The 15,118-nt window shown below is 60.1% G+C and carries 15 protein-coding genes; 13 read left to right on the top strand and 2 right to left on the bottom strand.

The window, feature by feature from the left end; all coding sequences use genetic code 11:
- Positions 1 to 381 precede the first annotated feature (381 nt).
- The 13 genes from LPA34_RS07725 to LPA34_RS07785 all read left to right on the top strand — a co-directional run bounded on the left by LPA34_RS07725 (position 382) and on the right by LPA34_RS07785 (position 13,417).
- Positions 382 to 573 (top strand): Flp family type IVb pilin, encoded by a 192-nt coding sequence (locus LPA34_RS07725; RefSeq protein ID WP_228976646.1) that lies wholly within the window; start codon positions 382 to 384, stop codon positions 571 to 573.
- A gap of 108 nt (positions 574 to 681) precedes the next feature.
- Positions 682 to 1,215 (top strand): A24 family peptidase, encoded by a 534-nt coding sequence (locus LPA34_RS07730; protein WP_228976648.1) that lies wholly within the window; start codon positions 682 to 684, stop codon positions 1,213 to 1,215.
- Between the two features lie 180 nt (positions 1,216 to 1,395).
- Entirely contained in the window at positions 1,396 to 2,814 is a 1,419-nt protein-coding gene (locus tag LPA34_RS07735) for an ATP-binding protein (protein WP_228976650.1), read from the top strand.
- Between the two features lie 54 nt (positions 2,815 to 2,868).
- Positions 2,869 to 3,696 carry a Flp pilus assembly protein CpaB gene (gene cpaB, locus LPA34_RS07740; RefSeq protein WP_228976652.1) on the top strand — a complete coding sequence of 276 codons (828 nt, stop codon included), beginning with the start codon at positions 2,869 to 2,871 and terminating at the stop codon, positions 3,694 to 3,696.
- 71 nt (positions 3,697 to 3,767) lie between these two features.
- Positions 3,768 to 5,882 carry a pilus assembly protein N-terminal domain-containing protein gene (locus LPA34_RS07745; RefSeq protein WP_411178857.1) on the top strand — a complete coding sequence of 705 codons (2,115 nt, stop codon included), beginning with the start codon at positions 3,768 to 3,770 and terminating at the stop codon, positions 5,880 to 5,882.
- A gap of 35 nt (positions 5,883 to 5,917) precedes the next feature.
- Positions 5,918 to 6,211 (top strand): hypothetical protein, encoded by a 294-nt coding sequence (locus tag LPA34_RS07750; RefSeq protein WP_228976653.1) that lies wholly within the window; start codon positions 5,918 to 5,920, stop codon positions 6,209 to 6,211.
- 36 nt (positions 6,212 to 6,247) lie between these two features.
- On the top strand, positions 6,248 to 7,450 hold the full coding sequence (locus LPA34_RS07755) for an AAA family ATPase (protein WP_228976656.1): 1,203 nt from the start codon (positions 6,248 to 6,250) through the stop codon (positions 7,448 to 7,450).
- 19 nt (positions 7,451 to 7,469) lie between these two features.
- Entirely contained in the window at positions 7,470 to 8,846 is a 1,377-nt protein-coding gene (locus tag LPA34_RS07760; protein ID WP_228976661.1) for a CpaF family protein, read from the top strand.
- 30 nt (positions 8,847 to 8,876) lie between these two features.
- On the top strand, positions 8,877 to 9,854 hold the full coding sequence (locus LPA34_RS07765; protein ID WP_228976663.1) for a type II secretion system F family protein: 978 nt from the start codon (positions 8,877 to 8,879) through the stop codon (positions 9,852 to 9,854).
- 49 nt (positions 9,855 to 9,903) lie between these two features.
- Positions 9,904 to 10,863: a type II secretion system F family protein gene (locus LPA34_RS07770; RefSeq protein ID WP_228976664.1), complete on the top strand. Its 960-nt coding sequence runs from the start codon at positions 9,904 to 9,906 to the stop codon at positions 10,861 to 10,863.
- A 69-nt stretch (positions 10,864 to 10,932) separates the two neighbouring features.
- Complete coding sequence (locus LPA34_RS07775; protein ID WP_228976666.1) at positions 10,933 to 11,427, top strand: TadE/TadG family type IV pilus assembly protein; 495 nt, start codon at positions 10,933 to 10,935, stop codon at positions 11,425 to 11,427.
- Position 11,428: 1 nt separating this feature from the next.
- Positions 11,429 to 12,061: a TadE/TadG family type IV pilus assembly protein gene (locus LPA34_RS07780; protein WP_228976668.1), complete on the top strand. Its 633-nt coding sequence runs from the start codon at positions 11,429 to 11,431 to the stop codon at positions 12,059 to 12,061.
- Positions 12,062 to 12,082: 21 nt separating this feature from the next.
- Positions 12,083 to 13,417, top strand: a complete 1,335-nt coding sequence (locus LPA34_RS07785; RefSeq protein WP_228976674.1) for a vWA domain-containing protein — start codon at positions 12,083 to 12,085, stop codon at positions 13,415 to 13,417.
- Between the two features lie 51 nt (positions 13,418 to 13,468).
- Here LPA34_RS07785 and LPA34_RS07790 read toward each other — a convergent pair whose 3' ends face one another.
- Together LPA34_RS07790 and LPA34_RS07795 are read right to left on the bottom strand one after the other, a co-directional pair.
- On the bottom strand, positions 13,469 to 14,500 hold the full coding sequence (locus LPA34_RS07790) for a class I fructose-bisphosphate aldolase (RefSeq protein ID WP_228976675.1): 1,032 nt from the start codon (positions 14,498 to 14,500) through the stop codon (positions 13,469 to 13,471).
- 111 nt (positions 14,501 to 14,611) lie between these two features.
- Positions 14,612 to 15,118, bottom strand: a complete 507-nt coding sequence (locus tag LPA34_RS07795) for a YgjP-like metallopeptidase domain-containing protein (RefSeq protein WP_228976677.1) — start codon at positions 15,116 to 15,118, stop codon at positions 14,612 to 14,614.

Consider the following 15,118-nt stretch of genomic DNA (forward strand, 5'->3'; position numbering starts at 1 on the left):
GCTGTTCGAAACACGTCGGATTTTCACCGTCCCCAGGAAACATAAGGCTTTGCGTGTGCATGGCACACCCGTTGCATATGGCCCGGCAAACGGATTCGTCGCGACCGCAAGGAGGAGACCAGACCTTGCGAACGTGACGCGAAACTTCAGCACCGCAAGTGGCAGACGCCTCGAGCAGATGCAGAAGAGCGGCAAAGCCAGATCGTGATGACACGAAGAGCAATACGAACGAATGAAGTCCGCTTCATTCGCCGGTTGTTCGCAGTGTCGAAACGGCGAGGTTAGGCCAGTGTTTCGCCCATACCGGGCGTTTTGATTCCGCACCTTCCCTTGATGGATGCGGACCGTCGAGTAGTCGACTTTTCTCTTACGGGGGTTAGCATGAAAAGCACGATCCAACAATTTCTGCGTGATGAAGAAGGTGCAGCGGCTATTGAATACGGCCTGCTCGCGGGGTTGATCTCGGTGATGATCATCACCGGGGCGACGTTGATGGGTACGAGCTTGAAGGGCATTTTCACTACCCTCAGCACCGTACTGCAAACGGCCAACACAAGCGCTGCCACTCACTAATAGCCAGTCTGTCAGGCCACCTGCGAGCTCTGCCTTGTAACTCGTTTGCGAGGCAGAGTCAGGGAAGTCAGTGGTTGCAAGTCGTGTTTCGTATATGCGGAGCTTTCAATGAACGGAATTGCCTTTCCGGTTGGACCCTGTGTTCTCGGGTTGGTTATTACCGCCGCAGTGTGGGACTGGAACACAAGACGGATTCCGAACTGGCTGGTAGCCATCGCGTTAGTTGTGGCACTGCCGTTGCAATGGATCACCCACGGACCGATGGAAGGAATGCAGACCTGGCTGCTCGGTTGCCTCGTCGGTGGCCTCTTTTTTTTGCCGGGCTATGCAATTCGCGCAGTCGGCGCCGGCGACGTCAAGCTGATGGCGGCGATTGGTGCCTTATGCGGGGCGGCAGTCGCGACATACGCAGGATTGGTTGCCTGTGCGCTAGGCGGTATCTGGGCACTGGCTACGCTCCTCAAACGCAAGCGCACGAAGGACGGCCTGACGAATGCACTCTCGATGATCGTCGTCTTGCCTGGCGGTATCAAAGCAGCAACGCAGTACGGTAAAAACCTGCGAGAGCATTCAGTAGGCAGATTGCCGTACGGCGTAGTGATCGCAATCAGCACGATAGGTGTACTGCTGACAACCGCCTGACCAGCGGTAGTCACGATGCAATAGGGAAAGCGCAATAAAACAGTCGGACCGGATTAAAGCAAAAGCACCGCGTCTCCGCAGAGAGGCGCAGGCTAACTGGCGGGTCACACCCATGCGTGCATGGGTAAAACCCGACAGAAATGAGCCTTCAAGAATGCAGGCCATATACGGGGAAGCACGATGAATAATGCGCTGGACTGGGGCGAGATTACGTCCCGAGACACCTCCGTGCGTCGTGAACACGCCGACGTCAACGTATCCGCGCCGACCTGCGCAGCTGAAACCCGCCGCGCGCCGCATTCTGTCGGGCAGACCGGGCTCGACCTGCATTTTCTGGCGGAACTGACGGCCAAAGCCGCGGCCATCGAAGGCAAGATCACCCTCGCACATCTGGTGGAGCGCCTCAAGCTGCCCATCCCCGTGCTCAACGAAGTCACCGGCTTCATGATCCGTGAACGCGTGCTCGAAGTCACGCATCGCGGCGCCGCCGATTTCGACGTCCAGTACCAGTTGACCGAAGAAGGCCGTGTCCGCGCCATCGGCTACCTCGCCAAATGCACCTACATCGGCCCGGCACCGGTTTCGCTCGAAGCCTATACGCGAGTAATCGCAAGCCAGTCGGTCAATCTCGTGCGCATCTCGCGCTCGTTTGCCCTCGCAGCGCTGGCTGATATCAAACTCAGCGACGCGATGATCGACGACGTCGGCGGCGCAATGAATTCCGGTCGCCCGATTCTGCTCTATGGTCCGGCGGGCGGCGGCAAGACATATATCGCCGAATGTCTCGCAAAGCTGCTGCCCGGGCACATCGACGTACCGTATGCGCTACTGATCGACCGTTCGATCGTCCAGATCTTCGATCCGCTGATCCATCAACCAGTCGAAGCGGAAGAGAACGGACTCATCAACGCATTACCGGATCGCCGCTGGCAACGTTGCCGCCGTCCGGTCGTGATGGCCGGCGGTGAACTCACGCTCGACATGCTGGAGCTGCGCTACGACGCCGGCACGGGTTTTTATCAGGCGCCGGGCCACATGAAAGCGAACAACGGCCTGTATATCGTCGACGACCTGGGCCGTCAGCGTGTCGCGCCGCAGGATCTGCTCAACCGCTGGATCATCCCGCTCGGACGCGGCAGCGAAACGCTCACGCTGCAGAACGGCGCGCGTTTCTCGCTGCCGTTCGATGTGCGGCTCGCGTTCTCCAGCAATCTCACGCCAGAGCAACTCGGCGATGAAGCGTTCCTGCGCCGGCTTGGCTGCAAGCTGTTCGTCGGTCCGCTCGATCAGCACGAGTACCGCGAACTTTACGACAGCCAGTGCGCGCAACTTGGCGTGCAGTCCGATGACGGTGCGTTCGATTACCTGTTGCAACACCTCCATCTGCCGGGACGCCGCCCGCTGCTTGCATGCTATCCGCGCGATCTGCTGGGCCTTGTCGTTGCCCACGCCAGCTATCGAGAGGAAGCACCGGTTGCAACGCCTGAAACCCTGCGTCGCGCGTGGAACAACTATTTCGCAAGTTCAGGTGAACACGACAGCATTGCATCAAAGCCCGTCCACGCAAACGAAGTAGTCCGCAGACTGGCGACCGCCTGAAGAACACAGCTCACCCGAAGGCCGCCACCCGGCAGCCAGCAGCAGGAGAATGGAATGAAAAACTCGCGCGCTGTATTCATGCTGTTGATCGCCACGGGGGCGGGGCTGGCAGCTGTCGTGTTCGGCTCACGCTGGATGGTGTCGCAGACGTCCAGCTCAAACGCGCACGTGGTCGTCGCTTCGTCGGACATCAATCTTGGGCAGCGGGTGACGCCCGATCTCCTGAAAGTAGTCGACTGGCCTTCGAACAGTGTGCCGCCGGGCTCGTTCTCCGATCCGCAAAAACTGGATGGACGTGTGCTGAAAGAAAGCGCGCTGCGCGGCGAACCCGTGCTTGCCTCCAAGCTCTCGCCGGTCGGCACGCTCGGCGGCCTGTCCGCCGTGATCAACGAAGGCAAGCGCGCGATCACGGTTCGTGTGAACGACGTGATCGGCGTGGCGGGCTTCGCCCTGCCGGGCAACTACGTCGACATCATCGTCAACACGCAGAAAGATGCCAATCAGTCGCGCGACCAGAAAATTTCAAAGATCGTACTCGAGAAGATTCTTGTGCTCGCGGTCGCGCAAGAGGTCGGACGCGACGAGACCAAGCCGAAAGTAGTCGATGCCGTCACGCTCGAAGTCACGCCTGAGCAGGCAGAGACGATCGACCTTGCACGCAGTATCGGCACGCTTTCGCTGGTGCTACGCAACCAGGTCGATCCGCAGGCGACGACCACCGCCGGCGCGACGCGGTCGACGTTACTGGAAACGCCGGTCGTCGTTGCCGCAGCTGCATCGGAACCCGAAGCTCCGCGCGTGATCCGGCGCGTCGCCGCGCATGCACCCAGCAATTGCGTGCGGGTGATAACAGGTAGCGAGAAGGGCCAGGAATGTTTCTGACCGGCATCGCCGGCAGGCAGTAGCCACATCATAAGTTGTTCACATATAGCAGCACCTGACGGGGGAAGGACATGAACGCGAAAACAAGGTGTCCGGCGCAAGCGCCGCATCGACGCGCGCAGAAACGGAGGGCAGGCGGTTCGCGCTTTGTGCTGACCACGATGCTGAGCGCGATCGGCCTGTTCCTTTGGGTGCAGCCTTCCGCCGAAGCCGAAAGCACACGCGAAGCGGCGAGTGTCGTGGGCGCCGTTCAACCTGCTGCGCTGAATCCCCCAAGGCAGGCGGCTACGCTGGCCGCTCCGTTCACGGTCGCAGCCAATGGCCCCATCCGTCTCACGATCGGCGGTGCCGACGAATCGCAGGCAGGTGCTGCTCCCGCGAAAAACGCCAAAGGGCCGAACTGCACCGGGCCGGTCGGCGAACATAGCACTGTTGTCGTGCCGCTCGGTAAATCGACAATGATCAATTTGCGCGAGCCGGTCAGGGAACGTACGGTCGGCAACCCGCAGGTGGTGCAGGCGATGCTCGTGTCGCCACAGACACTTTATCTGCTGGGCTCCGACATCGGCACGACCAACATGATCGTGCAGGGCAAGAGCGGTTCGTGCAGCGTGATCGACGTGGTTGTCGGAACGGATCCTGCCGGATTGCAACAGACGCTCGCCTCGTTGATGCCAGAGGAAACCGGCGTCCAGATCAAGGCAGCGGGCGATGCGCTCGTGCTAACGGGTGTCGTGACGGACGGCGCCAAGGCACAGCGCATCGTGGAGCTTGCCCGTGCCTACACGCAGCGGCCCAGTTCAGCGTTACCGCTTCCCGGTGCGAAGGGCGGCGCCGGAGCGGCGCCCGCGGCGAGCGGTGACAAGTCGGAGCGCATCATCAACATGCTGCAGGTCGCTGCCCCGCAACAGGTGATGCTCGAAGTGAAGGTCGCGGAAGTCTCAAAGACACTGATCGATCAGCTGGGCGCGCAGGCAAACCTGCAAGGCAGCATCGGCAGCTGGTCGTTTGGCTTGCTCGCGAATTTCCTTTCGGGCGGGATGGCGGCCATAGCAGGTGCGAAGTCAAATAATCTGCCGCTTAACCTCGCGATCGATGCCCAGAAGACCGATCAGCTCGTCAAGATTCTGGCTGAACCGAACCTGATGGCGATCAGCGGACAGGAAGCAAGTTTCCTCGCCGGCGGCAAGGTATTCATCCCGGTGCCGCAAAGCAACGGAACCGGCGGTACGACGATCACGCTGCAAGAAGAGCAGTTCGGCGTCGGCCTGACCTTTACGCCGACCGTGCTCGAGGGTGGCCGTATCAATCTGAAGGTCGCGCCGGAAGTGTCCGAGCTTTCGCCGACCGGCGTCGCCGTGACGGCCGGCGGGACGAGCAGCACGGCAATCCTGCCACTCATCACGACACGTCGCGCGTCGACCACGCTGCAGGTGTATGACGGACAGAGCTTTGCCATCGGCGGCCTGATGAAGAACAATGTGACTGGCACGATCAAGGGCTTGCCGGGTATAGGCGAGCTGCCGGTACTCGGTGCGCTGTTCCGCAGCACGAACTACCAGCAGGACAAGACGGAACTGGTGTTCGTCGTGACGCCGCGTCTCGCCAAACCGCTGCCCCGTGAGTATCCGCTGCCGACTGACAGCTTCGCGAATGTCAACGAAGGCAATCTTTACGCGACCGGCAACATGGAAGGGCGCAAGCCCGCGCCCCCGGCCGCGCCTGCTTCGGCGACGCCTGCTGTAAATGGCGCTAACGGTGCCAGCGGTGCCAGCAGTGCCGGCCCCGTTGCGGTAACCGGTGCTGTTGCTGTCGTGCCGCCGGTGGCGGGTCCTGCCGCGATGCCGCCCGCAGCACCGGTTTCGACGCAGGCGCCGGGACCGGATGCCGCATCGCCCGCCAATCTTGTGTCGCCAGGCGGCAAGCCCATCGCGCTCGACGAGCCGCGCGTCAATGCAGTGCAAACCGCGCAGATAAGCGTGACGCCACTGCCTGCGTCGACTGCGAGCGTGCCGGACGAATCGCCGCCCACTGCGATATCCAGCGCCAGGCCGCTTGAGCCCGGGCCTGATACCTACACGGCTTCTCCACCGGTTTCCGCTTTGGCGTCCAGCGCACTTGATCCGCCGGACACGTCCATCGCCCGAACCGTTTCGCCAGCAACACAGATCAGCACGACACAGTGAACAGGATCCGTCTTGCAGACTTATTGGAGAAGAACATGAACACAATCCAGACCTCCATTCGCCTTGCGCTTTGCGTCGGAGCCTGCGCGACACTCGGCGGTTGCCTCAGCTCGACGCCAGAGTGGGACCAGCATTTTGGGGAATCCGTCACGCAGATCAGAACGATGCAGATGCTTAACCCGATGGCATCGGCAAACGACGATCCTGTTGCCGGCATTGACGGGAGTGCGGCAATAGCGGCGCAGACAAACTACGTCAAGTCCTTTACCGCGCCAACACCTCCAGCAAACGTATTCACGATTGGCGTCGGCACGGGTAGTAGCAACTAGTTTTCGAAGCAGGTTCGCATAGCAGTGGAGATACACATGATCGACATCCTTTTGATTTCGTCCAGCGACGAGCATGAGCGCGAAGTGAAAGCGTTGCTCGCCGCAAGCGACGTCCGGCACCGGTTGCATTCCGAGCGCGGCGCGGCGAAGCAGTTGCCACGCTACGCCGAGCGAATCAAAAAGGCCGATCTGTTGATCGTCGCTGATACGGCACTCGTGGTCGGCGACCTGGCTGCGATCGGGGAAGCAATCGGCCATGCCCCGAATCTGACCTGCATGCTGGTGGCGTCGGCCCTGTCGACCGACATGTTGATGGCGGCGATGCGCGCCGGCGTGCGGCATGTGTTGTCCTGGCCGATCGACGCACGGGAATTTGCACAGGAACTCTCGCACGTTGCTGGAAAGAAGACTTCCAGCACACGGCGGGAAGGCCGCGTGATGTCGCTCGCGTCAGGCAGAGGCGGGGCCGGCACGACGCTGATCGCCACGAATCTCGCCTACGCATTCGCAGCTGTACGCGACAAGCGTGTACTACTCGTCGACCTGGACCAGCAGTTCGCGGACGCGAGTCTGCTCGTCGCGGAAAAGACACCGGCCTCGACCATCGCGGACCTCTTCGCGCAGATCGAACGACTCGATGCAGCGTTCTTCGATGCCTGCGTCTCACACGTACACGCGAATCTCGACGTGCTGGCGGGTGCAGGTGATCCGGTGAAAGCGACCGAGATGCGTGCATCGCACCTCGAACGTCTGCTGGCACTGGTACGCGACCAGTACGACGTGGTGATCTTCGATCTGGGCCAAACCATTAATCCGCTGGCACTTCACGCGCTCGATCAGAGCGAGTCGATCTGCGTGGTCGCCCAGCAGACCATTCCACAGTTGCACGCGGGACGCCGGTTGCTCGACATACTGGGCGCGCTGGGCTATTCGGCCAGCAAGATGCATCTACTTGTGAACCAGTATGACAAGGGGGCGCAGGTCGACCTTGCCGCCATCGAGGAAGCACTTGGCGTCAAGCCCGCCCATCTGTTGCCACGAGATGAAAAGAGCGCGCTCCAGGCTGTCAACCAGGGCGTGCCGCTTCTCACCATTGCGAAAGGTTCTTCACTGACAAAAAGCCTTGGCGCCCTCGCTGCCTTTCTATGGCCGGAAGCGACGACGCCTTCGAAGAGCATGTTTGGCCGCCTGCTCGCACCGAAGCAACGCGCGGTACAGCAACTCAAACCCAGTCATTGAGCGATAACCGGAGAGCAGCATGTCATTGCGCGAACAACTTTTGATGCAGGGCGATCTGGCTGTCGCCGAAGCGCCCGCTTCCAGTAATGCGGCCTCTCCGGGTGATGCGAAGGCGGCTCGTCAGGCGTACCAGAAGCTCAAGATGAACATCCACCAGACGATCATCGAACGGGTGGAACTGGACAAGCTGCAACGACTGACGCCCGATCAGGTGAAACGCGAACTGGCACAGCTCGTCGAGCGCATCGTCGACGAAGACAAGGTGCCGATGAACGAGTTCGAGCGCAAGCGTCTCGTGCAGGACGTGCAGGACGAAATGCTGGGCCTCGGCCCGCTCGAACCGCTGCTAAACGATCCGACGGTCTCGGACATTCTGGTGAATACGTCGCAACATGTCTACGTGGAACGACGCGGCAAGCTCGAACACACCGACATCACGTTCTACGACGACGCGCATCTGATGAAAGTCATCGAGCGCATCGTGTCGCGTGTCGGCCGGCGTATCGACGAATCGACGCCGATGGTCGATGCACGACTGCCCGACGGCTCACGGGTAAACGCGATTATTCCGCCATCGGCTATCGACGGGCCACTTGTATCGATCCGGCGATTTTCGGTGCATCCGCTTACCGTCGACGACATGCTGAACAACCAGAGCTTTACGCCTGCGATGGCGCAACTGCTCGAAGCACTGATCAAATCGAAACTGAACGTCCTGATTTCAGGTGGGACGGGCAGCGGCAAGACAACGTTGCTGAACCTGCTGTCCGGCTTCATTCCAGCCGACGAACGTATCGTCACGATCGAGGACGCGGCTGAACTCCAGTTGCGCCAGCAACACGTGCTGCGACTTGAAACGCGGCCGCCGAATATCGAAGGCAAGGGCGAAATCTCGCAGCGCGCGCTGGTGCGCAATGCACTCCGGATGCGCCCTGATCGCGTCGTGCTCGGCGAAGTGCGTGGCGGTGAAGCGCTCGACATGCTGCACGCGATGAACACGGGTCACGAAGGATCCATGGCGACCCTGCACGCGAACACACCGCGCGACGCAATCACACGCCTGGAAAACATGGTGTCGATGGCCGGTCTGACGATGCCCGTGAAGGCGATGCGTCAGCAGATCGCGTCGGCGATTTCCGTGGTGGTGCAGGCGTCGCGTCTGACCGACGGGCGACGCAAGTTGATGAGCATTCAGGAAATCACCGGCATGGAAGGGGACGTCATCAACATGCAGGAGATCTTCACGTTCAGGAGAACGGGTGTCGATGACGACGGCCGCATCAAAGGCTATTTCTGCGCAACGGGTGTGCGGCCGAAGTTTTGCGACCGGTTGACGGCTTTCGGCATCACGCTGCCCGACAACATGTTCGATCCAGCTCGCCGCTTCGAAGTGTGAACCCGCGCGAAATGTATTGAGGAGTGAGGTATGGATACGTCGTTTATGGGTTTCGTCGTGCTGCTGTTCATCGCGACGGTGCTGATGATCGAAGGGCTGTACATCTTCTGGCACAACCGGCACGGCGCTTCCGTCAAGCGGATGAAGCAACGCGTGCGCGCGGCGGCGCCCGGTGGAAAGTCGGGCGACGATCAGCTGTCGATTCTCAAGACACGAACACTGAGCGACTCGCCGCTGCTGCTGCAACTGCTGATGCTGATGCCGCGAGTTCAGATGTTCGACAGGCTGTTGCTGCAGTCGGGGCTCACCTGGTCCGTCGGGCGATTTTTTGGGTATATGGGCGGCTGTGCCGCGGTGGGCCTCGTGGCTGGACTCGTTTTGCATCAGCCCGTTGTGATCGCGCTGGTGTTCGGCGGAGTTGCCGCCTTTTTGCCGCTTCTTGTCGTGCGCAGCAAGCGAAACAAGCGCATCGGGATTCTTGAAAGACAGCTCCCCGAGGCTGCCGATCTGATCAGCCGTGCATTGCGTGCCGGCCACTCGTTCCCAAGCGCGCTTGGCATGGTTGGGGATGAAATGCCGCAGCCATTGGGAGGCGAATTCAAGCTTGCGTTCGATGAAATCAACTACGGCGTGGCGATGAGCGTCGCGCTGCAAAACATGGTGCATCGCGTGCCTGTTCCCGATCTGCGCTATTTCGTGATCGCGGTTCTGATCCAGCGCGAGGCGGGCGGCAATCTTGCGGAAATTCTCGGCAATATCAGTTCGATCATTCGCGAACGACTGAAGCTGATGGGCAAGGTCAAGGTGCTGTCGGCGGAAGGACGGCTTTCCGCCTGGATTCTATGTCTGCTGCCATTCGTGCTGGCCGGCGTGATCCTGTTGATCACCCCGCAGTTGATGCGTGTCTTCTGGACCGATCCTACCGGTATGAAGATGGCGGGCGTGGCGATGGTTTTCATGCTGTTCGGCATCTTGTGGAGTCGCAAGATCGTACGTATTCACGTATGAAAGCGATCTTCCATCAACGATATAACGGGGGCGGGGAAACCCGGAGACCATGACAATCGTGCAGATCGCGGTGCTCGCGCTGATGTTTCTGATCGTATTCGCCGCGGCCCTCATCGGGATGAATCTGTTAAAACCCGATCCTTTAAAGCAACGTATCGGTCAGATCGGCACGGTCTCCGGGGGCGGCGGCAATGTCGGCGCCGAGCCAGAGGACGCAGGAAAATGGGTCGAGAAGATTGCTCAGGCATCGTCACGCGTTGCGAAATTTTCGTTGCCTGGTGAAGACTGGAACCATTCAATACTGCGCGTGCGCTTTCTGAATGCCGGACTTCGAAGCGAATCCGCACCGGCGATCTATTTCGCGTCGAAGACTGTCCTCGCGCTTGCGTTTCCCGTCGTCGCCATGCTCGCGTTCGGCACCAGCATGCATGACACGCCTCGCATCTATGTGTTGCTGGTCCTGCTCTGTACCTCGGCGTTCGGTTTCTATCTTCCAAACGGTGTGCTCGCCCGGCTCATCGATCGTCGTCAGCGCGCGCTTTTCGAAGATCTTCCGGATGCGGTTGATCTGATGACCGTGTGCGTGGAAGCGGGGCTTGGATTCGACGCGGCACTAGGGCGAGTCACCGACGAAATCGGCATGAAGAGCCAGGCGCTGAGAGACGAGCTCGAACTTGTGCTACTGGAATTGCGCGCTGGCGCGGGGCGGGACAAGGCGCTTCGCAATCTGTCGCTCAGAACCGGTGTGGAAGACATCGAGACCCTTGCGGCAATGCTGATCCAGGCCGACAGGTTCGGGACGAGCGTGGGTGATTCGCTACGCGTCTATACCGACAATCTGCGGACCAAGCGGCGTCTTCGCGCCGAAGAGAAAGCGGCCAGGATCGCATTGAAGCTGCTGTTTCCGCTGATTTTCTTCATTTTTCCGACGCTCATCATCGTGCTGATCGGCCCGGCGATTCTCCAGGCCACGCGCGTGCTCATGCCAGCGATGAAACACATTGGCTAGTCGCGCGGTGCGTATGCAGGTGACGGTCCGGATGCGGACAGTGTTGAGGGCGAACGCAGGAGCGGCGACATGGAAACCAGGATTTTCGGGAGATCACGACGACAGCAGCGAGGAGCGACCGCGGTCGAGTTTGCACTGGTCGCGCCGATCCTGTTCTTCCTGATGTTCGTCGCCATCGATCTCGGGTTGTTACTCTGGGTCAATCTGACGATGCAGTACGCGGTGCGCGAGGGCGCACGTTACGCGGTCACGGGCCAGTCCAGTCTGGACCCGGCCGCTAGCGGCCAGCAGCGCTATCTCGCGATTATCCAGGAAATCAAGAACAGTTCGATGGGCTTGTACAACATCGTCGACCCGAGCTACACGGTCACCATCAATGGCACGCCGCAAAGCTACAACACACCGGCCGGCTATAGCTCCGGCATGTTCGGAAACGCCGGCGACATCATCGTGTTGCAGCTGAACTGTTCGTGGCCGCTGCTGACGCCGCTGGTGCGTCCGTTCTTTCCTGGCGGCAGCTACGCGTTTACGGTCGCCGCGACGATGCGCAACGAGGGCTTCTGACATGAACCGCAGAGCATTCAAAACGAGGCGCCAGAAACAACGCGGCGTTGCGGCAATCGAAATGGCCGTGCTGCTGCCAATGCTTATTGCGATCGCCCTTCCGGTGTACGACTTCGCGCGCAACATTCAGGCGCAGATGATATTGACCAACGTCAGTCGCGAAGGCGCGAATCTCGCGTCGCGGGCGCTGACCGCGTTTCCGGTGCAGACCATCATGTCGTCGCTTACCCAGACGACCCCGCCGCTCAACATGAGCGCGAACGGCATGATCTACATCACCATGATTGTCGGCAATAACACCTGTGATGCGAAAGGGAACAACTGCACCGGTGTGGTGGCCGCGCAATACCGCTGGACCGGTGGCAATTATTTTCCGGCCAGCAAGATCTGGAACTGCGGGTCCGCGGGGACGAGCTGGGCCACGGATGGGACGGGGAGTTGTGCCAATGTTCCGCCTGTGACGAGTACTTCTCCCGTGGTGAGCACGCTGCAGGGGCAACTGTGGGATGGACAGGTTGTGTATGTCGTCGAAGCGTTCTACAGGCAGCCGCCGCTCATCGGAGCGTTGAATCTTGGGTCTGGCATCAACACGCCCGCGCTCTCGCCTGATCTGTACGCGATGACGGCCTTTTGACGGCATGCAACGGGGACTCACGTGATCAATACATCAAGAAAGCGCCAGCAAGGCGCCGTCAGCGTGATCGTGGTGTTCGCGCTGGTCGCGCTCCTGGGCGTACTCGGCCTCGCGATCGATTCAGGATTCGGCTATCTGATCCGTACGCGACTCGATGCCGCCGCGGATGGCGCCGCCCTGGCGGCGGGCCACGCAGTCACGCGGGGCGATAACCAGGCGGACCAGACCACGAATGCCCAGCAGGCCGCGGCGGCATTCTTTTCGGCTAACTATCCGGCTAATTTTCTGGGTTCCACGGCGTCGATGGACACGCCATCGATCACGTTTGCATCCGGAACCGTGACGATCGATGTTCAGGCACAGGCTCAGGTGCCCGTCAACTTCATGCAACTGTTCGGATTCAAGGTGTTGAACGTGTCGACGCATTCGGAGACTGTGCGCAGGGATCTGGACATGGCATTCATTGTCGACGTGACACAGTCGATGACCACGACCGCCGGCCAACCCGCGGCTGTCCGCGCAAACGCGATTTCGTTTCTGAATAACTTCGATATCTCGAACGATCGCGTCGCGCTCATGCACTTCGCGTACGGGACGGTCGTGGACGTGCCATACAAGACTGACAGTTCGCGTGGATTCGATCGGGCCGGCATGACGACCGCCATCAACAAGTATACGTTTGAGGGCAGCACGAATTCTTCCGAGGCGTTCTGGCAGGCACGCAACCAGATGAACGGCCTGACCAATCCATCCAGTTTGCGGGTGATTGTGTTCTTCTCCGACGGCGCGCCGAACAGTTTCTCGTCGCAATTTCAGAATAGCGTCGCTGGATGCGATGGCGCGGTAGGAACGGTTGCTAGCGGGGATGCGTCGAGCGGTACACCGACCGGTCTTTATCGCGCAGACCAGATCAGTCAGAAGGTAGCAAGTTGTTACGCGAGCAACGTTTCAAAGAATTTCATCAAACAGCTTCCAGCGTTTTACAACGCACACGACCCGAACGACCAGACCTACCCGATCATCACCAGCAGCCCCCGGGTCGTCACGAACACACCGACGTACCAGAATATCAATCGCGCGTCGCGCAATCTGCTTGAAGCAATGGCGGAGAATGCCCGCGCCAACAAGATCTTTGTGTTCACACTGGGTCTGGGGGTGCAATTGACGCAACCAGCAGGTCCCGACAACGAACTGGGTCAGGATGTGCTCAAGTGCATGGCGAACACGTCCGATGCCCCCGCTCGTTGCTACAACGCCCAACAGCCGGTGGGCGTCTATTGCCATGCCGCAACCGCAGCCGATCTGAAGCCCTGCTATGCACAGCTTGCTTCAGCGATTCTGCGTATCGCGCAATGAGGTGGAGCGGTTTAGCACGGGCAAAACACCTGGGCGTTGCCGGTTCCGCGCTCACTCCCCGGCACGTTCCATCGCAGCCTGATACCTGCCCAAACACGCCTCACTATTCAAACGCGCGCGCTTGAGTAACGCTTTCTGCGCAACAGCAACGTTAGCGGCCAACCCTTTCCACGCCTGTAACGGCGGCTCCTGTAACGCCCGTCCGTAGGAAAAGCTCAGATTCCACGGCAAAGCCCCAAGCCGGTTCATCGCATCAAGATTCGCGGTAGCCTGCTCCGGTGTTTGCCCACCCGACAAGAACACCACGCCGGGCACCGCGGCTGGCACAGTCCGTTTAAGCACCCGCACCGTTTGACGCGCGACATCTTCAACCGATGCCTGCTCGCCTTTGGCCGCATCAGAACCCGCAATCACCATGTTCGGTTTGAGCAGCATATGCTCAAGCACGACCGCATGCCGGTGCAGCGCGTGAAAGACCTCGTGTAGTACAGCCTCGGTCACTTCAAGGGAACGCGCGATCGTATGGTCGCCGTCCATCAGCACCTCGGGTTCGACGATGGGCACGATGCCCGCTTCCTGACAGATCGCCGCATAAGAGGCGAGGGCATCGGCATTCGCCTCGATGGCGAGCCGCCCAGGCAGTGTCGGCGAGATGTTGTACACCGCGCGCCACTTGGCAAAGCGCGCGCCTTGTTTTTTGTACCCGGCCAGCCGTTGAGCGAGTCCGTCGAGCCCTTGGGTGATTTCGTCGCCAGGTGCATGTGCAAGCGGGATCTTGCCAAGATCGACCTTGATGCCCGGCACGATGCCCTGCGAGGCGGCCAGTTCCGGCAGCGGCGTGCCCTTGCTGGAGTGTTGCCCCAGCGTTTCTTCATACAGGATGACACCGCTGATGTATTCGCCAAGGCCTGATGTCGAAAACAACAGGTCGCGCCATGCGCGGCGGTATTCCTCGTTCGACTCGATGCCGATGGTCTTGAAGCGTTTCGCGATTGTCGGTCCGCTCTCGTCGGCGGCCAGCAATCCCTTGCCCGGTTTGACCATGGCATCGACGGTGTTCTGAAGCTCGCTTGCAGTGCTCATCGCGTATCCCTCCCTGACGTCGGTATGGACAGGTTCACGTGTGCAGCATACTCCCGGCGCGCCATCCATCTGCGAAAACGCTACAAGAAGCGCGGTCTCGTCGATGCACCGTCAGCCGGGCTGGCCACGCACGAGGTCGCGATGTGTCAGGTAAAGGCGCAGATCGAACTCGGTCTGATGGTAACCCGGTTGCATGAATTCACAGAGGCGGTAAAACGCCTTGTTATGTTCGCTTTCCTTCAGATGTGCAAGCTCATGCACAACGATCATGCGGAGGAATTCTGGTGCGGTATCCCTGAACAGTGAAGCGATGCGGATTTCCTTTTTCGATTTGAGCTTGTTGCCCTGTATGCGCGAAATCGTCGTATGCAGCCCGAGCGCGTGCCGCAGTACGTCCAGTTTGCTGTCGTAGATGACCTTGTCGATCTGCGGGCCGTTGCGGATGAATTCGCGCTTCAGGTCCGCGCAATAGTCGTATAGCGCGCGGTCGGTCTGTACGGCATGCCGGTTCGGATATCGCTCGTCAAGATACGCACCGAGTTGCTGTTCAGCGATCAGCCGGCGCACCTTGTCCTGGAGCGCCGTCGGGTACGCGCTCAGGTATTTCAGATTCTGCAT

Source organism: Paraburkholderia gardini, assembly GCF_907164575.1.
Taxonomy (GTDB): Bacteria; Pseudomonadota; Gammaproteobacteria; order Burkholderiales; family Burkholderiaceae; genus Paraburkholderia; species Paraburkholderia gardini.